Genomic DNA, 21,937 nt, shown 5'->3' on the forward strand with positions numbered 1-21,937 from the left:
TGTCCGAGTCACTGAAATTCCACGGGGGTGGATGCTCCATGATCGGTCGCCTACGACGCAGATCCTCGGCCACGGCAGCCCGGCGCGGCGCCGGAGTGGTCGGCCTGCAGGTCCCCGCGCACGCGGGGGTGCTCAGTTGCCGGGTGCTCGACCCGGTCGGCCAGCCGCTGCCGCGGGCGGAGACCGTGCTCACCGACGCCGCCGGGCGCAGGGTCGTCAGCGGCGAGAGCGACCCGTTCGGCACCTTCGTCGTCTCGGTCCCGGCCGGCAGCTACCGGCTCTCCGTCAACGCCGAGGGCTTCAGCCCGTACCGCGGCGAGGTCGAGGTCGCCGAAGGCGCCCACCACGCCCTCGGCGACGTCGCGCTCAGCTCCTCCCCGCTGCCGCAACTCCCCCCGCCCGGCGACTGGGAGATCGACCCGGCGCACACCACCATCGCGTTCGTCGCGCAGCACATCGGCATGGCGCGCGTCCGCGGCCGGTTCAACGCCTTCAGGGGCGCCCTGCGCATCGGTGAGCGCATGGAGGACTCGATGATGCGCGTCGCCATCGACGCCGCCAGCATCGACACCAACATCAAGATGCGCGACGACCACCTGCGCTCCCCGGACTTCCTCGACGTCCAGCGCCACCCCGCGATCGAGTTCGCCAGCGACCGCTTCCTCCACCGCGGCGGCGCCCGCTGGGGCGTCACCGGCGCGCTGTCCATCCACGGCGTCAACCGCACCGTCACCCTGGACACCCGCTACCTCGGCACCGGCTACGGCATGGAGGGCGAACTGCGCGCCGCCTGCCGGGCCACCGCCGAGCTGCACCGCGAGGACTTCACGCTCAACTGGCAGCACATGCTCGCCCGCGGCATCGCCGTCGTGGGCTCCAGCATCCAGATCGAACTGGACATCCAGGTGGTCGCCGCAAGCTGACCCGGGCCCCGGGCGTGCCGCGGGGCCGGGGCTAACCCTCCGGTACCTCCGGGCCCTCCGGCCCATCGGGTACGTCCGCGGAGCCCTCCAGCCAGCCCTCGTACGACTCGGCCAGCTCCTCAAGACCCGCCGCCAGCGCCTCCGGCGCGTCCTCGACGACGACGAGCCACTGCGCGTCCTCCGCGTCGTCCTCGCCGGCCAGGGCGTCGCGGATCACCTGCGGTTCCCCGGCCAGGCCGAAGCGCTCCGCGGCCTGCTCGGCCACCTCCCGGGCGGCGTCGCGGTCGGGCAGCACGAGTACGAAGGTCAGGTCGCTCACGCCGCCATTGTGCCCGTGGCCGGCGGCGATGTCGTACCGGCGTGGGATGCTGTACGGCGATGGCAGCGACGACCCGGAACCCCAGGACCAGCAGGGCCGCGAGCGGCGGCGGCGACCCGCTCACCCCCGTCACGCTCGCCGTGGGCCAGGAGGACCTGCTGGTCGACCGCGCGGTGCAGGAGGTCGTGGCCGCCGCCCGCGCCGCCGACCCCGACACCGACGTGCGCGAGCTGGCCCACGACGCCCTCCAGCCCGGCACGCTCGCCGAGCTGACCAGCCCGTCGCTCTTCGCCGAGCGCAAGGTCGTGGTCGTCCGCGGCGCGCAGGACCTCGCCGCCGACGCGGTGAAGGACGTCAAGGCGTATGTGGCCGCCCCCGCCGAGGAGATCACGCTGGTGCTGGCGCACGCCGGCGGCGCCAAGGGCAAGGGCCTGCTGGACGCGGCGCGCAAGGCCGGCGCCCGCGAGGTCGACTGCGCGAAGGTGACCCGCGCCGCGGACCGGCTGGCGTTCGTGAAGGCCGAGTTCCGGGCCGCGGGCCGCACCGCGACGCCGTCCGCCTGCCAGGCGCTGGTCGACGCCATCGGCTCCGACCTGCGGGAGATGGCCAGCGCCAGCGCGCAGCTCGCTGCCGACGTGGCCGGCACGATCGACGACGCCGTCGTCGCGCGCTACTACACCGGCCGCGCCGAGACCTCCGGCTTCGAGGTGGCCGACCGGGCCGTCGAGGGCCGTACGGCCGAGGCCCTGGAGGCCCTGCGCTGGGCGCTGGGCACGGGCGTCGCCCCCGTCCTGCTCACCAGCGCACTCGCCCAGGGCGTCCGCTCCATCGGCCGGCTGGCCTCGGCCCCCCGCGGCATGCGCCCCGCGGACCTGGCGCGCGAGCTGGGCATGCCCCCCTGGAAGATCGACCGGGTCCGCCAGCAGATGCGCGGCTGGACCGCGGACGGCGTGGCCACGGCCCTGCGCGCGGTGGCCCGGGCGGACGCGGACGTCAAGGGCGGCTCGGACGACCCGGCCTACGCCCTGGAAAAAGCGGTGGTCGCCATCGCCACCGCCGCCCGCCCCCGCCCGTAGACCATGCGACGATCGGGTTGCGGGTGGAGGAGGCGAACGTGGCGGAGGAGTTAGGCCAGTCCTGGGTGCGGATCACGGTGGACGGGACGCCGGCCGGCGGCGGGTGGCTGGTGACCGCGGATCTCGTGGTGACGTGTGCGTACGTGGTAAGCGGCACACGGGTTGTGAGTGTCGACAGCGCCAACACGCGGGTCTCGATGGTGCAGACGGAGCCCACCGCCGTCGATGTCGTCCCCTGCGGGCAGGGGCTCGTCGACATCGCGCTGCTGCACCTGCGGCACCGGGTGGCGGCCGCACCGGTCCGGCTGCCTGCCTTTCCCTGGCGTCCGCGGTCCGGTCAGCGCGTATCGGTGCAAGGCTTCCCCAGCGGCTATGACGACGGCGCATACGCAGCCTTTGAGATCGCTGCCGCGGAGCCCTTGGGGGCCGGGTGGATCCAGCTCAACGCCGTCCACGGAGGGAGGGATCTCGCGGGGTTCGGGGGCGCGGCGGTCCACGTGCCGGATTCCGGGGAGGTCGTCGGCATGCTGGTGAGTTCCGTCCGGGCGGACTGGGGGGATACGACACGGATGATGCCGGTGGAAGTGATGGCGCGGTACGTGCCGGAGCTGGCGGAGCGGTTGCCAACCCCCGGCTTCAGCACGGAGGCGAAGCGGGATCTGCGCGCTCTCCTGGACCGCGTCGACATCGATCCGGACCTGCTGACGGACATCATTACCGAGGCGTGGGCGCGCCGGGGGATGTTGCGGCCTGTGCCACAGTACCGGCTCTGGCCGGACATGTGGCAGTCGATCGTCGCGTCGTCGGCGCAGGGGGACCCGTCGCCTGTCGGGGCCTTCGTCAGGGAACTTGCCCAGGACGTCCACCGGACGAAGGGCCGGGATTACGCGGACCTGTCCGCCGCGCTACAGCTCTGGGCGGATACGTACGCCGCGAGCCCGGCCGCGGACGGCAGTACCACCGGGACCACCACCCCCGAGGACCCCCATCTCCTGTTCCGCGTCTACATCCCCCACGGACGGCTCTACGCGGCCGAGGCCGACCGGCTGATCTCGCTCTTCCGGCAGTGGCTCGTCGCCACCGGCCGCCGCGGGATCCGGCAGGACGGCTACGCCACCGCGGCCGGCCAGGTCTACAAGTTCTTCGGCGGGGCCGAGCTGTCCGGCCGCGCCGGCCTGGCCGACGAGTTCGACGACTTCTCCCGTTTCCTCGCCCAGTGCGTCGACGACGCGCCCGTTGCCGAGGCGCAGATACGCGCGATGGGTCTTGACGGTCCGGCGGCGGCGGAGATGGTGAGCCGGTATGCGAAGGAGGGACGGCGGCTGGAGCTGGACATGCGGCAGGAGCGTGAGTCCCGGCTGCTGCGGCTGCGGCACCGGCTGGAGAGCGAGTTGACCGACGGCACCGGGTCGAGCACCGAGCCGGGTACCGGACCGGCTGCGGAGGCGTCGGTGGACCAGTTGGTCCCCCAGGCGGCGCCTGCGGCGGCGATCCGGCTTCCCGACCGGCCGGGAGCGGCGTACACGATCAATGTGAACCCGCAGTTCATACACGCCTGGGAGAGCACCGTGCTGCAGAACGTCGCCGGTACGGCCCATCTCGGCACCCCGGCGAAGGATCTGCTGGACCTGATCGCCCGCTTCGGCGGCGCGGGCGCGGCGGCCCTCGAATCGGACGTACACGAGGTCGAGGACCCGGACGCGCCCGCCGAGGAGCGCAGGGACGCCCGGTCGCGGCTGCTGGCCTTTCTCCGCAGGGTGGGCGACGCGGCGCAGACGGCCGCAACGGGGGCGCTGCAGCGCTACCTGGAGTCGAAGGCGGGACTGTAGGCCCCGCGGGCGGCCCCGGACACAGCGATGCCCCCGGAGTGGGTCCGGGGGCATCCACGTAGCGTGGCGTACTACGAAGTCTGTCCGCGAGCCGGGGTAGAGGGCCCGGCCGGTATCACGGGAAGAGGACCGGCGCTCACCGCAGCGGCGCGCAGTCTTCTCGGTGCTGCTGTCAGGTCAGCCCTGGAGGGCCTGGACGCGCTTGGCGAGCGCGGCCTTCTTGTTGGCCGCCTGGTTCTTGTGGATGACGCCCTTGCTGACCGCCTTGTCCAGCTTGCGGGCCGCGGCGCGCTGCGCCTCCACGGCCTTCTCGGCGTCCCCGGCCTCGACGGCCTCGCGGGTACGGCGGATCGCGGTGCGCAGCTCGGACTTCACGGCCTTGTTGCGCAGCCGGGCCTTCTCGTTGGTCTTGATCCGCTTGATCTGGGACTTGATGTTCGCCACGTAGCTGCCTCTTGAAGATGTTCGGAAAATGTCCTGTGGACCTGCTCTGCCGGACCTCACCGGGTCCAGGCACAGTGGCTCAGGCTACCAGCAGCCGCGACAGCCGCCCAAACCGTCCCCGGCCTCCCGCGCATGGGACCATGGGGGCGACGAGTGCAGACACGCCCTTTCTCCCGACAGGACCCCTAGGTGCCCGCGACCGAAACCACCGTGCCGCAGCCCAGCCGTACCGAGCCCGCGCTGATCCGCAATTTCTGCATCATCGCGCACATCGACCACGGCAAGTCGACGCTGGCCGACCGGATGCTCCAGATCACCGGAGTCGTCGACAAGCGCCAGATGCGCGAGCAGTACCTCGACCGTATGGACATCGAGCGCGAGCGCGGCATCACGATCAAGTCCCAGGCCGTACGCATGCCGTGGTCCCCCTCGGCGGGCGGGAGCAGCGGCGAGGCGCACATCCTCAACATGATCGACACCCCCGGGCACGTCGACTTCACGTACGAGGTCTCCCGCTCCCTCGCCGCCTGCGAGGGCTGCATCCTGCTGGTGGACGCCGCCCAGGGCATCGAGGCGCAGACCCTGGCGAACCTCTATCTCGCGATGGAGAACGACCTCACGATCATCCCGGTGCTGAACAAGATCGACCTGCCCGCCGCGCAGCCGGAGAAGTTCGCCGCCGAGCTGGCCGGGCTCATCGGCTGCGACCCCGCCGACGTGCTGCGGGTCTCGGCGAAGACCGGGGAGGGCGTCGAGGAGCTGCTGGACGAGGTGGTCCGGCAGGTGCCGGCGCCGGTGGGGGTCAGGGACGCGCCCGCGCGCGCGATGATCTTCGACTCGGTCTACGACTCGTACCGCGGCGTCGTGACGTACGTGAAGGTCGTCGACGGCACGCTCGGCAAGCGCGAGCGGATCAGGATGATGTCCACGGGCGCCCAGCACGAGCTGCTGGAGATCGGCACGAACTCGCCCGAGATGACCCCGGCCGACGGGCTGTCCGTCGGCGAGGTGGGCTATCTGATCACGGGCGTCAAGGACGTCCGCCAGTCCAAGGTCGGCGACACCGTCACCCTGCTCAGCAAGGGCGCCACCGAGCCGCTCGGCGGCTACAAGGACCCCAAGCCCATGGTGTTCTCCGGGCTCTACCCGGTCGACGGCTCCGACTATCCCGAGCTGCGCGACGCGCTGGACAAGCTCCAGCTCAACGACGCCGCGCTGGTCTACGAGCCGGAGACCTCGGCGGCGCTCGGCTTCGGCTTCCGCGTCGGCTTCCTCGGCCTGCTGCACCTGGAGGTGATCCGGGAGCGGCTGGAGCGCGAGTTCAACCTCGACCTGATCGCCACCGCGCCCAACGTGATCTACCGCGTCGTGGAGGAGGACCGCACCGAGCACGTCGTCACCAACCCCAGCGAGTTCCCGGTCGGCAAGATCGAGGAGGTCTACGAGCCGGTCGTACGGGCGACGGTCCTCACCCCCAGCGAGTACATCGGCTCGGTCATGGAGCTGTGCCAGAACCGCCGCGGCACGCTGCTCGGCATGGACTACCTCTCCGAGGAGCGCGTCGAGATCCGCTACACGCTGCCGCTCGCCGAGGTCGTCTTCGACTTCTTCGACCAGCTCAAGTCCAAGACCCGCGGCTACGCCTCCCTCGACTACGAGCCCACCGGCGAGCAGTCCAGCCAGCTCGTCAAGGTCGACATCCTGCTGCACGGCGACAAGGTCGACGCGTTCTCCGCGATCACGCACAAGGACAAGGCGTACGCCTACGGTGTGCGGCTCGTCGCCAAGCTCAAGGAGCTGATCCCGCGGCAGGCGTTCGAGGTGCCCGTACAGGCGGCGATCGGCTCGCGCGTCATCGCCCGCGAGACCATCCGCGCCATCCGCAAGGACGTCCTCGCCAAGTGCTACGGCGGTGACATCTCCCGCAAGCGGAAGCTGCTGGAGAAGCAGAAGGAAGGCAAGAAGCGGATGAAGATGGTCGGCAGCGTGGAGGTGCCGCAGGAGGCGTTCATCGCCGTGCTGTCCTCGGATGAGAGCGACGGCAAGGCGAAGAAGTAGCCGCCGCGGGCGCCCGCGGCGGCGGACCGCAGGCGGAGCCGTAGGGACCGGGCCGGCGCGGGGCACCCGCCGGCCCGGCTTCGAGACCTATCCGACGCCTTGCAAACCCTTACGCCGCCCGCGGTCACCCTCTAATCTGCTGGTTACTCGCCAGTTACCAGCGAAGAGCAGGGCCGGAGGATGCAGTGACCGAGACCGAAACCCAGACGAAGCTGGACAGCCGCCCGCCGTCCGTCGCCGCGCTCTTCCTGGACCGCGTCGAGTCCACCCCCGACCGGGAGGCGTTCCAGTACCCCGTCCCCGCCGCGGGCGGGGAGCGGGACGAGTGGCGGTCGCTGACCTGGGCGCAGTCCGCCGAGCGGGTCTTCGCCATCGCCGCCGGGCTGCTCGACCTCGGCCTGCAGCCCGAGGAGCGGGTCGCGGTCGCCTGCAGCACCCGGCTGGAGTGGATCCTCGCCGACTTCGGCATCCTCTGCGCCGGGGGCGCCAACACCACCGTCTACCCCAACACCAACGCCGAGGAGACGGCCTTCATCCTCGCCGACTCCGGCAGCCGCGTGCTCGTCGCCGAGGACGCCGCCCAGCTCGCCAAGGTGCGCGAGCAGCGGGCCGAACTGCCCGACCTGGAGCACGTCGTGGTGGTCGCCGCCGAGGACGCGGTCGCCGCCGAGGGCGACCCGGACGGCTGGGTACTCTCCCTCGCCGAGCTGGAGCGCCGCGGAGCCGACCGCCTGGAGAAGCAGCCCGACGCCGTACGCGAGCGGATCGCGGCGCTGCGCCCCGAGCAGCTGGCTACCCTCATCTACACCTCCGGCACCACGGGCCGGCCCAAGGGCGTGCGGCTGTCGCAGGACACCTGGTCGTACATCGGCTACGCCATCGAGGACGTCAAGCTCGTCGAGGCCGACGACGTGCAGTACCTGTGGCTGCCGCTGGCGCACGTCTTCGGCAAGGCGCTGCTCTCCGGCCAGGTCAAGGTGGGGCACGTGATGGCCGTGGACGGCCGGATCGACAAGATCATCGAAAACCTCCCGGCCGTCCGGCCCACGAAGATGTGCGGCGTACCGCGGACCTACGAGAAGGTCTACAACGGCGTGGTCGCCAAGGCGAAGGCCGGCGGCGGCGCCAAGTACAAGATCTTCGTGTGGGCCGCCGAGGTCGCCCGCGAGTACGCGCGCGTCACCCAGGACAACCACCGCCGCACCGGCAAGCGCACCGCGCCCGTCGGCCTGACCGCCAAGCACGCCCTCGCCGACAAACTGGTCTACGGCAAGTTCCGGGACGCCTTCGGCGGCCGGATGAAGGGCATGGTCTCCGGCGCCGCCGGGCTGGCCCCGGAGATCGGGTACTTCTTCGATGGCGCCGGCATCCCGGTCCTCGAGGGCTACGGGCTCACCGAGACGGCCGGCCCCGCCTTCGTCAACCGCGACGACACGTACCGCACGGGGACCGTCGGCAAGGCGTTCGCGGGCACCGAGGTGCGGATCGCCGACGACGGCGAGATCCTGCTGCGCGGTCCCGGCGTCATGCAGGGCTACCACGGCTTGGCCGACACGACCGCCGAGGTGCTGGAGACGGACGGCTGGTTCCACACCGGCGACATCGGCGAGCTGTCCGACGACGGCTTCCTGCGCATCACCGACCGCAAGAAGGACCTGATCAAGACCTCCGGCGGCAAGTACATCGCGCCCAGCGAGGCCGAGGGCCAGTTCAAGGCCGTCTGCCCGTACGTCGGCTCGATCCTGGTCATCGGCGCCGACCGCAACTTCTGCACCGCGCTGATCTCCCTCGACGAGGCCGCGCTCGCCGGCTGGGCGAAGGAGAACGGACTGGAGGGCCGGCCGTACGCGGAGCTGGTCGCCTCGGCGGAGGTGCGGGACATGGTCGAGGGGTACGTCAGGCAGCTCAACGAGCGGCTGCAGCGCTGGCAGACGATCAAGAAGTTCCGGATCCTGCCGCGGGACCTCGACGTCGCGCACGGGGAGCTGACGCCGAGCCTGAAGCTGAAGCGGCCGGTGGTGGAGCGGGAGTACAAGGACCTGATCGACGACATGTACGCGGGCGCCAGGGAAGCCTGAGCCGCGGCTGCTCCGACGGCGTACGGGGGTCCGGAAGCGGGGCCGGAAGTCCCGTACCTCCGTGGCCGCTTGCGGCCGGTGCGCGGGCGTGTGTCTGTCGTCGTCCACGGGCGTCTGCGGCCATCCACGGGGTGTTGTCCACGGGCGCCCGTGGGATACGGGAAGGGTGTTCTGGGGTGTGCGGGCGGCGCGGGGGGTGCTGGTCACGCCCCTCGTGCGGGTGTGCCGCGCGATCTCGTTGACGGCGGTCGCGGCCCCGCACCGGGGCGGGGCCCGGGCCGTACCGGCGGGTGCCCCGGTCCCGTACGCGCGTGTGCCCACCGCGGTGAACTGTGGCTTCGCCGCTGCGCCGGACCCGGCCCCGCGCCGCCCGCAGTCGGCGTGAAGCGCCGGGCGGGAGTGGCAGGAGGGGTGATACGGGCGGTGCGGCGGGGTGCGGATGGGCCATATCCGGTCACCAGTTGTGTCACATGGTGCATCTGGGCGAGCTCAGTCTGTCACTCTGGCTACGTGGGGAACGCCCGTATGCCGGGATTGGGCCGGGAGAGGACAGTGGGGACGACCTTCGCAGTGCAGGCCGCACGTCGAGCCACCGTGGTGTCGGTTGTGCGAAGAGAGCCCGCGGAGCCGGACGGCAGGGAGAGCGGAGACGGCGGCGACGGCGCGGAAGGTGCCGACGACGCGGACGGTATGGGCGGTGCGGACGGTACGGGTGCTGCGGGTGGTGCGGAGGACGTGCCGCCGGCGCACGGCGTAGAGGCCCACGACGGCGGCGCCGCGCCCGGGCCGTACCGTACGGCCGCCCGGGGGAGCGGCGGAGACGGCGACGGCGAGACCGCGGACGGCCCTGCTGAGAGCTCTGCGGAGGACTCCGCGGACGGTGCGGCCGGGGAAGGTGCGGCCGAGGACGCCGCCGGCGGCGCGCAGGGCGTGACCGACGTCGCCCTGACGCTCGCCGCCGGGATGCCCGCCGCCGCGGCGGCCCGCCGGTTCGTACACGAGCTGCTGGCCGGCCGCGCCGGGCCCGAGGTCGACGACGCCGAGCTGCTGACCAGCGAGCTGGTCACGAACGCCGTGGTGCACGCCGGCACCGATGTACGGGTGCGCTGCCGGCTGGTCGCCGAGGATGCGACCGCCGCCGGTCTGGCGCGGGACGGCGCGGCCGGCGGCGGGCCGGCCGCGGAGCCGACGCTGCTGGTGGAGGTCACGGACGGGCACGCGGCCCGGGTGATGCCGCTGCCGGCGCCGGAGGAGTCGTACGGCTACGGACTGCAGCTCGTCGCCGCCCTCGCCGACGCCTGGGGCGTCGAGCACCGGCGCAGCGAGAAGACGGTCTGGTTCCGGATGGGCCCGCTGCGTGACGTCGCGGACGGGCCGGCCGGCGACTCGGCCGGCGACGAACGAGCCGCCGCCGACTCGGCCGCCGCCGGGGAACCCGGCCGGGAGACCGGCGAGGCGGGCACCCGCGGCGTACCCGGGGACGGGGGCGGCGAGGCCCACGGCCGGGGCGTACCGCACCACGCGGACGGCTCCGGCGGCGAGACCGCGCGCGGCGCCCACGACCTCGCCGACGACGACCCCGCCGACCTGCACGTCGCCCACACCGCCGCGCTCCGCCTGCCCAGCCAGGCCACCGCGCACACCCCGCGCAGCGCCACCGACCCCGACCTGCGCGGCGGCGGCCCCTGGGCCGGCGTCGGGGCCTTCTCGTTCCTCGCCGAGACCTCCGACATGCTCGCCGGGCAGTTCGACGAGGACATGGTCGCCTCGCTGGCCACCCAGCTCCTCGTGCCCCGGCTCGCCGACTGGAGCGCCGTCTGGCTCGAAGGCGCCGACGGCACCCAGCCGCGCCTCGCCCAGGTCTGGCACGCCGCCGAGGAGCGGATCTCCCCGCTCCGCCACGCCCTGGAGCAGTGCCCGCTGCCGCCGTCCGACGCCCGCCCCGTGCCGGTGTCCTGGCCCGGCGGGACCGGCGCCGTCGCCCGCGGCCCCGGCGACCCCGGCTACGGGCTCGGCGGCCCCGCCCTGGCCTGCCCGCTGGTCGCCGGCGGCCGGCGCGTCGGCACGCTGCTCCTCGGCCGCGCCGGCGTCGCCCGGATCAGTGGCGACGTCGTCGCCGTCGTCACGGACTTCGCCCGCCGCGTGGCGCACGCCGTCTCCGCGGCCCGCCAGTACACCCGGCAGGTGACCATCAGCGAGGTCCTCCAGCGCGGCCTGCTGCCCAGCGGCATCGCGGAGATGCCGGCCATGGACACGGCCGTCGTCTACGAGCCGGCCGAGGGCGCCGCCGCGGGCGGCGACTTCTACGACCTCTTCCCCAGCGGCAGCGACCGCTGGTGCTTCGCGCTCGGCGACGTCTGCGGCCAGGGCCCCGAGGCGGCGGTCGTCACCGGCCTCGCCCGCCCCGTGCTGCGGCTGCTGGCGCGCGAGGGCTACGGCGTCGCCGACGTCCTCGCGGGCCTGAACCGCACGCTCGTGGAGCACGCCTTCGAGGCGGTGGAGGCGGCGACGGCCTTCGGGCTGCCGCCGGAGCAGGCACGGTTCCTGTCGCTGCTGTACGGGGAGCTCGTACCGTACGAACAGGACGGCGGCGGCGTCCGGTGCACCGTGGCCAGCGCGGGCCACCCGCTGCCGCTGCTGCTGCGCAGCGACGGCGGGGTGCGGGCGGCGGCGGACGCGCAGTTACTGCTGGGAGTGCTGGACGACGCGGAGTACTACAGCCAGTCGTTCGACCTGGAGCCCGGCGACACGCTGCTGTGCGTGACGGACGGGGTGACGGAGCGGCGGTACGGGGACCGGCTGTTCGACGACGGGGACGGGCTGGCGGAGGCCCTGTCGTGCTGCAGGGGACTGGGCGCGGCGGCGGTGGCGGAGCGGATCAGGACGGCGGTGCACGACTTCGCGCCGGTGCCGCCGCGGGACGACCTGGCGATGATGGTGCTGCAGGCGCGGGGGACGGAGCCGGGCGGGTACTGACACCGGGTCCGGGGCTGAGGGCGGGGCCGTGCCGTGGCTGGAGACCGTCATGGCTGGAGCCCGGGGCCGGGGGCCAGGGGTCTGCGGGGCAGCGAGTCAGCGAGTCAGCGAGTCGGCGGGGCTTTCCGGCGGACGGGTGACAATGGGGGCATGCCCTCCGTACTGCCCGATGGCGAGCCCGCGCCCGTGGACGGGAGCCTGCCGGCCGAGGCGCTCGCCGGGGCCGCCGACCGCCCGCTGGGCTTCTACGCCCACGTCCCGTACTGCGCCACCCGCTGCGGCTACTGCGACTTCAACACCTACACCGCCGCCGAGCTGCGCGGCACCTCCCGGGACGACTACGCCGCCACCTTCGCCGAGGAGGTCCGCCTCGCCCGCAAGGTGCTCGGCGACGATCCGCGCGAGGTCGAGACGGTGTTCTTCGGCGGCGGTACGCCCACGCTGCTGCCGGCGGCGGACCTGGGGCGGATGCTGGCGGCGATCCGCTCGGAGTTCGGCCTCGCGGCGGACGCGGAGGTGACTACGGAGGCCAATCCGGAGTCGGTGGATCCGGAGTATCTGGCGGCGCTGCGGGAGGCCGGGTTCAACCGGATCTCGTTCGGCATGCAGAGCGCGCGGGAGCACGTGCTGCGGGTGCTGGACCGCACGCACACCCCGGGGCGGCCGGAGGCGTGCGTGGCGGAGGCGCGGGCGGCGGGGTTCGCGCACGTGAACCTGGACCTGATCTACGGCACGCCGGGGGAGACGGACGACGACTGGCGGGCGTCGCTGGCGGCGGCGCTGGGCGCGGGGCCGGACCACGTCTCGGCGTACGCGCTGATCGTCGAGGAGGGCACGCAACTGGCGCGGCGGATCCGGCGGGGCGAGGTGCCGCCGACGGACGACGACGTGCACGCGGACAGGTACCTGATCGCCGAAGAGGAGCTGTCGGCGGCGGGGATGACCTGGTATGAGGTGTCGAACTGGGCGGCTGCGGAGGGCGGCGCGGGGGACGGCACGGGGGCACGGTGCCGGCACAACGAGCTGTACTGGACCGGTGCGGACTGGTGGGGCGCGGGGCCGGGGGCGCACAGCCACGTGGGCGGGGTGCGGTGGTGGAACGTCAAGCACCCGGCGCCGTACGCGTCCGCGCTGGCGGCGGGACGGTCGCCGGCGGCGGGCCGGGAGGTGCTGACGGAGGAGGACCGCAGGGTGGAGCGGATCCTGCTGGAGCTGCGGCTGTCGGCGGGATGCCCGCTGTCGCTGCTGCGGCCGGCGGGGGCGTCGGCGGCGTCGCGGGCGGTGGGGGACGGCCTCTTGGAGCGCGGTCCTTACGAGGAGGGGCGGCTGGTGCTGACGCTGCGGGGGCGGCTGCTGGCGGACGGGGTGGTCCGGGACCTGGTGGACTGAGGGTCCGCCCGGCGCCCCACAGTGCACAGAACGCACGATCTCGCGTGATCCCCGTGATCCCCGCACACCCGCCCAAGGGTATGCGCCTCCGCTGACAACGCGGGTTTCACCGAGGCCGGAGCCGGGCCGGGCGTGGGGTTGCGGTCCGGTCCGCAGGTGGGTGCGTGCGGACGGGCGAAAGTCGGCCGGCGAGGGCGGATACGGGCCGAATCAAGGGCTGTTACCGCGAGTTACGACCGGATTCCTCCGCCGATCCCGCACGCGTACGCCCCCGCCCCGGGGCGGGAGTGAGTACCGTCGCCCGCCCCGGGTCCGCCTCTCGGCCGCGGTCTGCCCCGGCGGCCGGGAGGCGGGGTTCAGTGGGGATGGCGGCGGATGAGGACGTTGGCGTCGCTCACCGCCGACCAGTCGCCCTTCCCGCGGGCCGCGGCCCGGTCCGCCGCCAGTTCGGCGCACCTGCCGCAGCCCGGGGCCGGAGCGGCGTCCGCGGGCGGGAACACGTCGGACAGGTGGATCGGGCCGGCCGTGGAGGTACGGCGCGGGGGAGTGGTCACGGTCGTCCCTTCGGTGACAGCGGGGCGCTGACGGTGATTCGCCCGTGGCCCAGTTCGAGGTCGTTCTCTCCCGCGGCGGTGACGCAGTGACCGCCCGCCTGGTGGACCGCGAGGCGCAGGATCGCGCTGTCGGCTCGGTCCCAGCTGATGCGGTCCCAGGTGTTCACCAGGCACACGGCGGGTGCGGCGGCCTGACGCATGGCGTAGGTGAGCATCTCCCACTGCGCCCGCTGCCAGGCACGTAGCGCCTGATCCCCGCGGTCCACCCACTCTCCGGCGACCACCCAGCCCTGTTCGACGGCATACCGGCGACATCGCGCTATGCGCTCGTCCAGCGCGGCGGTCGTCAGTGTGGCGTGCCGGTCGTAGATGAACGCCAGCGTGGGCCGGTGCGGGTGGGTGTCGGGAGTCTCCATCACGCTCGCCTGTCGTCGGTGATCAGGTCGTCACCGACCGTAGGGGCGCCGAGTGTGTACCTACAGGCACGGAACGTGGCAGATTGCTGTGCGCCTGTCCGAGGGGGCACGCACCGTGTCCGTCAGCCGTCCACGGCCAGGAACTCCGCCATCTGCCGCTGGGGCCCCGTGAGGCTGCGCTTGCGGGTCTTCAGTACGTCCTCGAACGTGATCGCGGCGAGCCGCTGGTGACGCAACCACTCGGGAGCGTCCCGCCGTAGCGCGATCAGCACGTCGGTGGCCTCGTTGCCGTGCCGCAGCATCGCGTGCGCACGCGCGACGTCGAGGCGGTGCCGGTTCCAGTTGTCCGACGTCGCCTTGCCCACCCCGCGGGGCAGGTGGCCGGCCATCTCCAGTACGCGGTCGGGTCGTTCGGCGATCAGTTCGTTCTCGATCGCCTTGAGGTCGACGGTCAGCGGCCCGAACGTACCCCAGCCTCGCAGGTGCTCCGTGACCTCCGCGCCGAGTGCGGCGCCGGCCGTGCGGGCGAGCTGCACGAGTTCCTTCGCCTCGTCGGGGCGGTTGTTCCGGGCCGCGGCGGCGCTGGCGCGCAGCAGCAGCCATCCCCACGCAGCCAACTGCTCGCGGGAGGCCCGGGAGATCCGCGGCTCCACCTCGTCGGCGGTGTCCGCTGCGAGCCGTTCGGCCTCGTCGAAGCGGGCCTGCCGCAGCAGGATCCACGCCTGGCCGATGACGGCGGACGCGGCGTTGAGCCGGTCGCCGATCCGGGCCGCGTCGCGCACGGCGTCGCGCAGTGCCATGTGCGCCAGGTCGTAGGCGCGGACCTGGGTCAGGTAGCGGCCGGCGAGTTGCAGGGCCTCGGAGCGCAGGGCCAGGGCCGCGTCCCGTTCGGCGCCGCTGCCGAAGTGGCCGACGGCCGTGTGGGCGGAGCGGATCAGCTCTGGCAGCAACTCCGCGACACGCGGGTAGTGGTCGCGGTGGTAGGCCAGCGCGACGGCGGTGGCGGTTGCCCGTAGCCGCTTGAGGTCGGGTTCCTCGGTGGCGGCGTCGAGCCGGGGGCGACCCGAGAGGGTCACCGGCGGGGAGATCGCGCGCCGCAGGGGGAGCAGGTCCAGGTTGGCGTCGTCCGCGTGCGGGTTCTGCCGCGGCCCGGCTGGCTCGAACAACGCGGAGGTCTTGACCCTCAGCGCGCGGGCAAGGGCGTGGTAGGTCTCCACGCGTGCGGTCCCGCCGCGCTCGATCTTCTTGACCACGCCTGGGCTCAACCCGGCGGCCTCGGCGAGCTGTTCCTGCGTCCAGCCGCGGCGGCGGCGAAAGCCGCGCAGCCGGGCTCCGGTTGAGCTGTCGTCGCCCATGAGGCAACCCCCGTTCGACGTGGTGTGCCCTCCACTCGCCAGCATAGGGCGGGGATTTCTTCGGATCAGATCGCTGACGCCTTGCTGCTGACGCGTTGCCACGAGTTGCGGGCCCGGGGGCGGCGGGCTGCATGCCGCGGGGCGAAAGTCGGCTTTCGGGGGTCGGTTTGGGCCGAATCAGGGGGGTGTTACTGCGAGTTACGGCCCGATTTCCCCGCGGTGCGTGCCGGGGGGTGTGGCGGGGGGCGGGGGTTGCGGCGGTACGCGCGTTCGGCGCTGGTGCTACGGGGGCGGGTCGCGGAGTGAAGGGGTGTTCCCCGTCCCCGCCCCTTCCCGAAACTCGGGGGCTCCGCCCCCGAGACCCCCGGCGGGGCTGCGCCCCGGACCCCGCGGGGCTGCGCCCCGGACCCGCTCGGGGCTGCGCCCCGGACCCCCGGCGGGGCTGCGCCCCGGACCCCGCCTGGGACCCCCGGTCCGGACCCCGCCCGGACCCCGCCCCGTCCCCTCACGTCCCCGGGGCCGTCACGAAGTCGATCAGCTCCTCCACCCGCCCCAGCAGCGCCGGCTCCAGGTCCCGGTACGTCCGTACCGAACCCAGGATGCGGCGCCACGCCGCGCCCGTGTCCCTGGGCCAGCCCAGTGCGTGGCAGACGCCCGTCTTCCAGTCCTCGCCCCTCGGGACCTTCGGCCACGCCGCGATGCCCACCGACGAGGGCTTGACCGCCTCCCAGACGTCCACGTACGGGTGGCCCACCACCAGCGCGTGGGCGCTGGTCACGCTCTCCGCGATGCGCCACTCCTTCGTGCCCGGCACCAGGTGGTCCACCAGCACCCCCAGGCGGGCGTCCGGGCCCGGGGCGAAGGAGGCGACGACCGACGGGAGGTCGTCCACGCCCTCCAGGTACTCCACCACCACGCCCTCGACCCGCAGGTCGTGGCCCCAGACACGCTCCACCAGCTCCGCGTCGTGGCGGCCCTCGACATAGATGCGGCCGGCGCGGGCCACTCGCGGGGTGTGGTCGCGGACGGCGATCGAGCCGGAGGCGGAGAGCAGGGGGCCCGACGGGCGGGGGGTGCGGCCGGGGGGTACGAGGGTGACCGGCTTGCCGTCGATCATGAAGCCGCGGGGGGTGAGCGGGAAGACCCGGTGCTTGCCGAAGCGGTCCTCCAGGGTCACCGTCCGGCCCTCGGCGGTCTTCTCCGTGCGGATGACCGCGCCGCAGAATCCCGTGGTCACCTCCTCCACCACGAGGTCCGGGTCGGCCGGCACCTCGGGGGCGGGCTGCTGCGGCTTCTTCCAGGGGGGCGTGAGGTCGGTGTCGTAGCGGCGCACGGGGCGAGACTACGACAAGAAGGTGCTACGGCAAGCCCCGCGCCAGCTCGTCGCGTTGGGCCCGGACGAAGTCCGCGCCGACCGCCGCGCCGTGCCCCGGGACGTACACCGCCTCGTCCCCGCCCAGCGCCAGCAGCCGGTCCAGCGCCGCGGGCCACCGCGCCGGGTCCGCGTCCCGGCCCGCCTGCGGGGGGCCCGACTCCTCCACCAGGTCGCCGCAGAACACGACGGCCGGCCGGCCCGGGACGTACACCGCCATGTCGTGCGACGAGTGCGCCGCGCCCAGCTCGGCGAGCAGCACCTCCCGGCCGCCCCCGAGGTCCAGCGGGTACGTGCCGGACACCGCGTGCCGCGGGGCGACCAGCACGTCGGCGGCCTCCGCCGCCGCGTCCCGGTCCAGGCCGTGGCGTACAGCGTCCGCGCGCAGCTCGTCCCGGCCCGGCCCGCGGAGCAGCGCCGCCATGCCCGCGGGGCCGTAGACCTCGGCGCCGGCGAAGGCGGCGGTGCCGAGCACGTGGTCGAAGTGCGGATGCGTGAGCGCGATACGGGTCACGGGGCGGCCGAAGCGGTCCCGTACGGCCTGCCGCAGCTCCGCGCCCTCCCTGAGCGAGGCGCCCGTGTCCACGAGCAGCACGCCTTCCGCGCCGCCCACCGCCCCCGCGGTCGCGTCCCAGCGGGGCAGGCGGCGCCGTACGACGTCCGGCGCGAGCTCTTCCCAACCGCCACTCATGCCCCGACGCTATACCGTGACCGGTCGCCTTGCCTGAGCTGCCGTACCCGGCCGTACACTGGCCCGGAACCCTGGCACTCCCCGCCGTCGAGTGCCAGCGGCAGAACGACCGGACGGGACCGATGAGTGCGGAGGTGGGCAGCATGCTCAGCGAGCGCCGGCTCGAAGTGCTGCGCGCCATCGTGCAGGACTACGTGGGCACGGAGGAGCCGGTCGGCTCCAAGGCGCTCACCGAGCGGCACCGCCTGGGTGTCTCCCCGGCCACGGTGCGTAACGACATGGCCGCCCTGGAGGACGAGGGGTTCATCGCCCAGCCGCACACCAGCGCCGGCCGCATCCCCACCGACAAGGGCTACCGGCTGTTCGTCGACAAGCTCGCCGACGTCAAGCCGCTGAGCGCGCCCGAGCGGCGGGCCATCCAGAACTTCCTGTCCGGCGCCGTCGACCTCGACGACGTCGTGGGGCGCACGGTGCGGCTGCTCGCGCAGTTGACGCGGCAGGTGGCGGTGGTGCAGTACCCGTCGCTGACCCGCTCGACCGTGCGCCACGTCGAGCTGCTCCAACTCGCCCCCGCGCGCGTCATGCTCGTGCTCATCACGGACACCGGCCGCGTCGAGCAGCGCCTCATCGACTGCCCGGCGCCGTTCGGCGAGGAGTCCCTCGCCGACCTGCGCGCCCGGCTCAACAGCCGGGTCGTCGCCCGCCGGTTCAGCGACGTGCCGCGGCTGGTGGCCGACCTCGCCGAGTCCTTCCCTGCGGACGACCGCGGCACGGTGCAGACCGTGCTGTCGGTGCTGCTGGAGACGCTGGTGGAGGAGACCGAGGAGCGGCTGATGATCGGCGGCACCGCCAACCTCACCCGCTTCGACCACGACTTCCCGCTCACCATCCGGCCGGTGCTGGAGGCGCTGGAGGAGCAGGTGGTGCTGCTGCGGCTGCTCGGTGAGGTGAAGGAGCCGGGCATGAGGGTACGTATCGGTCACGAGAACGACCATGAGGGACTCACCTCCACCTCGGTCGTCTCCGTCGGATACGGTTCTGGCGGCGACACCGGTGAAGCCGTCGCCAAGCTCGGCGTGGTCGGACCTACCCGCATGGACTACCCCGGAACGATGGGAGCGGTACGCGCAGTGGCACGGTACGTCGGACAGATCCTGGCGGAGTCATAAGTGGCCACGGACTACTACGCGGTCCTCGGCGTCGGACGCGACGCGTCGCAGGAAGAGATCAAGAAGGCGTTCCGCAGGCTCGCCCGCGAGCTGCACCCGGACGTGAACCCGGATCCGAAGACCCAGGAGCGGTTCAAGGAGATCAACGCCGCTTACGAGGTGCTCTCGGACCCGCAGAAGAAGCAGGTCTACGATCTCGGCGGCGACCCGCTGTCGCAGAACGGCGCCGCGGCCGGCGGCTTCGGCGCCGGCGGCTTCGGCAACCTCTCCGACATCATGGACGCCTTCTTCGGCACCGCGGGCCAGCGCGGGCCGCGGTCGCGCACCCGCCGCGGCCAGGACGCCATGATCCGGCTCGAAATCGAGCTGGAGGAGGCGGCGTTCGGCGCCACCAAGGAGATCCAGGTCGACACCGCGGTGGTCTGCGGCACCTGCAACGGCGAGGGCGCGGCGCCCGGCACGTCGGCGCAGACGTGCGACATGTGCCGCGGTCGCGGCGAGGTCTCGCAGGTCACCCGGTCCTTCCTCGGCCAGGTCATGACCTCCCGGCCCTGCCCCCAGTGCCAGGGCTTCGGCACGGTCGTGCCCAACCCGTGCCCCGAGTGCGCGGGCGACGGCCGGGTGCGCTCGCGGCGCACCCTGACGGTCAAGATCCCCGCGGGCGTCGACACCGGCACGCGCATCCAGCACGCCGGCGAGGGCGAGGTCGGCCCGGGCGGCGGCCCGGCGGGCGACCTGTACGTGGAGATCCGCGAGCTGCCGCACCCGATCTTCCAGCGCCGCGGCGACGATCTGCACTGCACGGTGACGATCCCGATGACGGCGGCCTCGCTGGGCACGAAGGTCAATCTGGAGACGCTCGACGGCCTGGAAGAGGTCGACATCCGTCCCGGTACGCAGTCGGGGCAGTCGATTCCGCTGCACCAGCGCGGCGTGACGCACCTGCGCGGCGGCGGCCGGGGTGACCTGGTCGTGCACGTCGAGGTCGAGACGCCGCAGAAGCTGGACCCGGAGCAGGAGCGGTTGCTGCGGCAGCTCGCCCAACTGCGCGGCGAGGAGCGTCCGCTGGGCCAGTTCAAGCCGGGCCAGCAGGGGCTGTTCTCGCGGCTGAAAGACGCCTGGAGCGGACGCTAGCCGTACTGGTCGCCGCCGGGGTCCCGTCGGGTGAGGTGACCCCGGTGCGGCGGGTCGGGCGTACGCGTCCCCGGTGCGTGAAGACGTGCGCATTCCATGATCCGGCGGGGGCCGCCGACGGCCGGCCTGCATGACAGGATGAGGCCATGCCCACCGAGCTGAACGATCTCTTCACCTTTCCGATCGTGCAGGCGCCCATGGCCGGTGGCGCATCCTGCCCGCAGCTCGCCGCCGGGGTGCTGGAGGGCGGCGGCCTGGCGTTCCTCGCCGCGGGGTACAAGACCCCCGAGGCGATGTACGAGGAGATCCGCCAGCTGAGGGCCGTCACCGACCGCCCCTTCGGCGTCAACCTCTTCATGCCCCAGCCCTCCGCGCCGCCGGACCCCGCCCAGATCGAGGCGTACGCCGAGCAGTTGGCCGGCGAGGCCGAGTGGTACGGCACCCGGCTGGGCGACGCCGAGGCCGGCACGGAAGACGCCTTCGACGCCAAGGTGGCCATACTCCTGGACGAGCCGGTGGCGCTGGTGTCGTTCACCTTCGGCTGCCCCGAGCCGGCCGTGCTCGACGCCTTCGCCCGCGCCGGCACGTACACCGTCGTGACCGTCACCAACGTCGTCGAGGCGCGCCGCGCGCAGGCCGCCGGCGCCGGCGCCGTGTGCGTGCAGGGCGTCGAAGCCGGCGGCCACCAGGGCGGCTTCCGCAACGACCCGCGCGACGACGACGTGGGCCGCGGGCTGCTCACGCTGCTCGCCGAGGTGCTGGAGGCGGTCGACGTCCCCGTGATCGCCGCCGGCGGGCTGATGCGCGGCGGGCAGATCGCCGCGGTGCTCTCGGCCGGTGCCGCCGCCGCGCAGCTCGGCACCGCGTTCCTGGTCTGCCCCGAGTCCGGCGCCAGTGCGGTGCACAAACGGGCCGTCACCGGCGGGGTGTTCACGCGTACGGAGCTGACCCGCGCCTTCTCCGGCCGCCCCGCACGCGGGCTGGTCAACCGGTTCGTACGCGAACACGGCCCGTACGCCCCCGCCGCCTACCCGCAACTGCACCACCTGACCTCCCCGCTGCGCGCCGCCGCCGCCCGCGTCGGCGACCCGCAGGGCATGGCGCTGTGGGCCGGCCAGGGCTACCGGCTGGCGCGCGAACTGCCCGCCGCCGAGCTGGTGGAGCTGCTGGCCCGGGAGCTGGCCGAAGCGCTCACCGGGACGACCCAGCCCGCCGGCGATGTCCCCGGGGGCGTGCTGTGACCGCGCCGGTCTTCGTCGCCGACGCCGCCGTGCTGGACGCGGCCCGCCCCGGCGCGGTGCTGGCGCTGACCGGGCCCGAGGGGCGGCACGCGGTGTCCGTACGGCGGCTGCAGGCCGGCGAGGACGTCGTCCTCACCGACGGCGCGGGGCGCGGCGCGTACGGCACGGTGGCCGGCGCACAGGGCCGCGACCGGCTGCTGGTGACCTGCGCCGAGGTGCGCGAGGAGCCGGCGCCGAGCCCCCGGCTGACCGTCGTGCAGGCGCTGCCGAAGGGCGACCGCGGCGAGCTGGCCGTCGAGACTATGACCGAGACCGGCGTGGACGCGGTGGTGCCGTGGGCGGCGGCCCGCTGCGTGACCCGCTGGCGCGCGGAGCGCGGGCAGAAGGCCCTGGCCAAGTGGCGCGCCACCGCCCGCGAGGCGGGCAAGCAGGCCCGCCGGCTGCGCTTCCCCGAGATCGCCGGGCTGCACTCGACGAAGGAGCTGCTGCCGCTGCTCGCGGGCGCGGCGTTCACCGCCGTGCTGCACGAGGAGGGCGCCGCGCCGCTGGCCGCGGCGGCGCTGCCGCGGGCGGGGGAGATCGTGCTCGTGGTCGGCCCCGAGGGCGGGGTCGCGCCGGAGGAGCTGGCCGCGTTCGAGAGCGCGGGCGCCGGGGCGTACCGGCTGGGGCCGACCGTGCTGCGCACCTCCACCGCCGGCACCGCGGCGGGTGCGGTGGTGCTCGCGGCGACCGGCCGGTGGTCCTGAGGCGAGAGGCCACCTACGCCCGGATCCTGACGTTCCGTACGCTGGGATCGCGGGTATTTCCCAAGGAGTTCGGGCTTACGTCCCGGTTCGTTCCACTCCGGGACAGAGCGACTACAGGACGAAGGTCACACCGCACCGCAAAGCGGTGGTGAGTGCCGCCTTCGCAT

18 protein-coding genes are annotated in these 21,937 nt (G+C 73.5%); 11 read left to right on the forward strand and 7 right to left on the reverse strand.

All coding sequences use genetic code 11. The features are described from left to right. Positions 1-38 precede the first annotated feature (38 nt). Entirely contained in the window at positions 39-923 is an 885-nt protein-coding gene (locus B124_RS09740; protein ID WP_496502319.1) for a YceI family protein, read from the forward strand. Positions 924-954: 31 nt separating this feature from the next. On the opposite strand, the gene B124_RS09745 is transcribed toward B124_RS09740, so the two are convergent. After that, a complete protein-coding gene (locus B124_RS09745; protein ID WP_496502320.1) occupies positions 955-1,242 on the reverse strand; it encodes a hypothetical protein in 288 nt (95 codons plus the stop codon). A 59-nt stretch (positions 1,243-1,301) separates the two neighbouring features. On the opposite strand from B124_RS09745, the gene holA reads away from it, so the two are divergent. Both holA and B124_RS09755 read left to right on the forward strand, forming a co-directional pair. Then, positions 1,302-2,318: a DNA polymerase III subunit delta gene (gene holA, locus B124_RS09750; protein WP_496502321.1), complete on the forward strand. Its 1,017-nt coding sequence runs from the start codon at positions 1,302-1,304 to the stop codon at positions 2,316-2,318. Positions 2,319-2,356: 38 nt separating this feature from the next. Continuing rightward, complete coding sequence (locus tag B124_RS09755; RefSeq protein ID WP_496502322.1) at positions 2,357-4,147, forward strand: trypsin-like peptidase domain-containing protein; 1,791 nt, start codon at positions 2,357-2,359, stop codon at positions 4,145-4,147. Between the two features lie 177 nt (positions 4,148-4,324). On the opposite strand, the gene rpsT is transcribed toward B124_RS09755, so the two are convergent. Continuing rightward, on the reverse strand, positions 4,325-4,591 hold the full coding sequence (gene rpsT, locus B124_RS09760) for a 30S ribosomal protein S20 (protein ID WP_496502323.1): 267 nt from the start codon (positions 4,589-4,591) through the stop codon (positions 4,325-4,327). 189 nt (positions 4,592-4,780) lie between these two features. Here rpsT and lepA point away from each other — a divergent pair, with 189 nt between their 5' ends. From lepA to hemW, 4 genes are all read left to right on the forward strand, one after another. Next, positions 4,781-6,649 (forward strand): translation elongation factor 4, encoded by a 1,869-nt coding sequence (lepA, locus tag B124_RS09765; protein WP_496502324.1) that lies wholly within the window; start codon positions 4,781-4,783, stop codon positions 6,647-6,649. A 185-nt stretch (positions 6,650-6,834) separates the two neighbouring features. Then, the gene (locus tag B124_RS09770; protein ID WP_496502325.1) at positions 6,835-8,727 is read left to right on the forward strand and encodes an AMP-dependent synthetase/ligase; all 1,893 of its coding nucleotides are present in this window, start codon (positions 6,835-6,837) and stop codon (positions 8,725-8,727) included. A 594-nt stretch (positions 8,728-9,321) separates the two neighbouring features. Beyond that, positions 9,322-11,703: a SpoIIE family protein phosphatase gene (locus B124_RS09775; protein ID WP_496502326.1), complete on the forward strand. Its 2,382-nt coding sequence runs from the start codon at positions 9,322-9,324 to the stop codon at positions 11,701-11,703. A gap of 150 nt (positions 11,704-11,853) precedes the next feature. Further along, positions 11,854-13,092, forward strand: coding sequence for a radical SAM family heme chaperone HemW (gene hemW, locus B124_RS09780; RefSeq protein ID WP_496502327.1), 1,239 nt, complete (start codon positions 11,854-11,856; stop codon positions 13,090-13,092). Between the two features lie 356 nt (positions 13,093-13,448). Here the strand turns inward: hemW and B124_RS09785 are convergent, their stop codons facing one another. The 5 genes from B124_RS09785 to B124_RS09805 all read right to left on the reverse strand — a co-directional run bounded on the left by B124_RS09785 (position 13,449) and on the right by B124_RS09805 (position 17,480). Beyond that, positions 13,449-13,646, reverse strand: coding sequence for a hypothetical protein (locus B124_RS09785; RefSeq protein WP_496502328.1), 198 nt, complete (start codon positions 13,644-13,646; stop codon positions 13,449-13,451). Next, entirely contained in the window at positions 13,643-14,062 is a 420-nt protein-coding gene (locus tag B124_RS09790; protein ID WP_496502329.1) for a recombinase family protein, read from the reverse strand. Before B124_RS09790 ends, B124_RS09785 begins: the two co-directional genes overlap by 4 nt. Before the next feature lie 122 nt (positions 14,063-14,184). After that, positions 14,185-15,417 (reverse strand): helix-turn-helix domain-containing protein, encoded by a 1,233-nt coding sequence (locus B124_RS09795; RefSeq protein WP_496502330.1) that lies wholly within the window; start codon positions 15,415-15,417, stop codon positions 14,185-14,187. Between the two features lie 505 nt (positions 15,418-15,922). Beyond that, positions 15,923-16,750 (reverse strand): DUF3097 domain-containing protein, encoded by an 828-nt coding sequence (locus tag B124_RS09800; RefSeq protein WP_496502331.1) that lies wholly within the window; start codon positions 16,748-16,750, stop codon positions 15,923-15,925. Positions 16,751-16,775: 25 nt separating this feature from the next. Further along, positions 16,776-17,480, reverse strand: coding sequence for an MBL fold metallo-hydrolase (locus B124_RS09805; protein WP_496502332.1), 705 nt, complete (start codon positions 17,478-17,480; stop codon positions 16,776-16,778). Between the two features lie 143 nt (positions 17,481-17,623). Here B124_RS09805 and hrcA point away from each other — a divergent pair, with 143 nt between their 5' ends. The 4 genes from hrcA (at position 17,624) to B124_RS09825 (ending at position 21,770) form a co-directional block, all read left to right on the forward strand. Continuing rightward, complete coding sequence (gene hrcA, locus B124_RS09810; RefSeq protein WP_496502333.1) at positions 17,624-18,649, forward strand: heat-inducible transcriptional repressor HrcA; 1,026 nt, start codon at positions 17,624-17,626, stop codon at positions 18,647-18,649. After that, complete coding sequence (gene dnaJ / locus B124_RS09815) at positions 18,650-19,783, forward strand: molecular chaperone DnaJ (protein WP_496502334.1); 1,134 nt, start codon at positions 18,650-18,652, stop codon at positions 19,781-19,783. A gap of 146 nt (positions 19,784-19,929) precedes the next feature. After that, the gene (locus B124_RS09820) at positions 19,930-21,024 is read left to right on the forward strand and encodes a nitronate monooxygenase (protein ID WP_496502335.1); all 1,095 of its coding nucleotides are present in this window, start codon (positions 19,930-19,932) and stop codon (positions 21,022-21,024) included. Further along, entirely contained in the window at positions 21,021-21,770 is a 750-nt protein-coding gene (locus tag B124_RS09825; protein WP_496502336.1) for a 16S rRNA (uracil(1498)-N(3))-methyltransferase, read from the forward strand. The genes B124_RS09820 and B124_RS09825 overlap by 4 nt, the downstream gene beginning before the upstream one ends. The last annotated feature ends 167 nt before the right edge of the window (positions 21,771-21,937 follow it).

Source organism: Streptomyces sp. CNP082 (genome assembly GCF_059570535.1).

What these genes read in the sequence shown, in the direction of transcription:
- B124_RS09820 (WP_496502335.1), top strand. Translation starts at nt 19,930, where the DNA reads ATGCCCACCGAGCTGAACGATCTCTTCACCTTTCCGATCGTGCAGGCG.
- holA (WP_496502321.1), top strand. Translation starts at nt 1,302, where the DNA reads ATGGCAGCGACGACCCGGAACCCCAGGACCAGCAGGGCCGCGAGCGGC.
- hemW (WP_496502327.1), top strand. Translation starts at nt 11,854, where the DNA reads ATGCCCTCCGTACTGCCCGATGGCGAGCCCGCGCCCGTGGACGGGAGC.
- B124_RS09790 (WP_496502329.1), bottom strand. Translation starts at nt 14,062, where the DNA reads ATGGAGACTCCCGACACCCACCCGCACCGGCCCACGCTGGCGTTCATC.
- hrcA (WP_496502333.1), top strand. Translation starts at nt 17,624, where the DNA reads ATGCTCAGCGAGCGCCGGCTCGAAGTGCTGCGCGCCATCGTGCAGGAC.
- B124_RS09740 (WP_496502319.1), top strand. Translation starts at nt 39, where the DNA reads ATGATCGGTCGCCTACGACGCAGATCCTCGGCCACGGCAGCCCGGCGC.
- B124_RS09795 (WP_496502330.1), bottom strand. Translation starts at nt 15,417, where the DNA reads ATGGGCGACGACAGCTCAACCGGAGCCCGGCTGCGCGGCTTTCGCCGC.
- B124_RS09805 (WP_496502332.1), bottom strand. Translation starts at nt 17,480, where the DNA reads ATGAGTGGCGGTTGGGAAGAGCTCGCGCCGGACGTCGTACGGCGCCGC.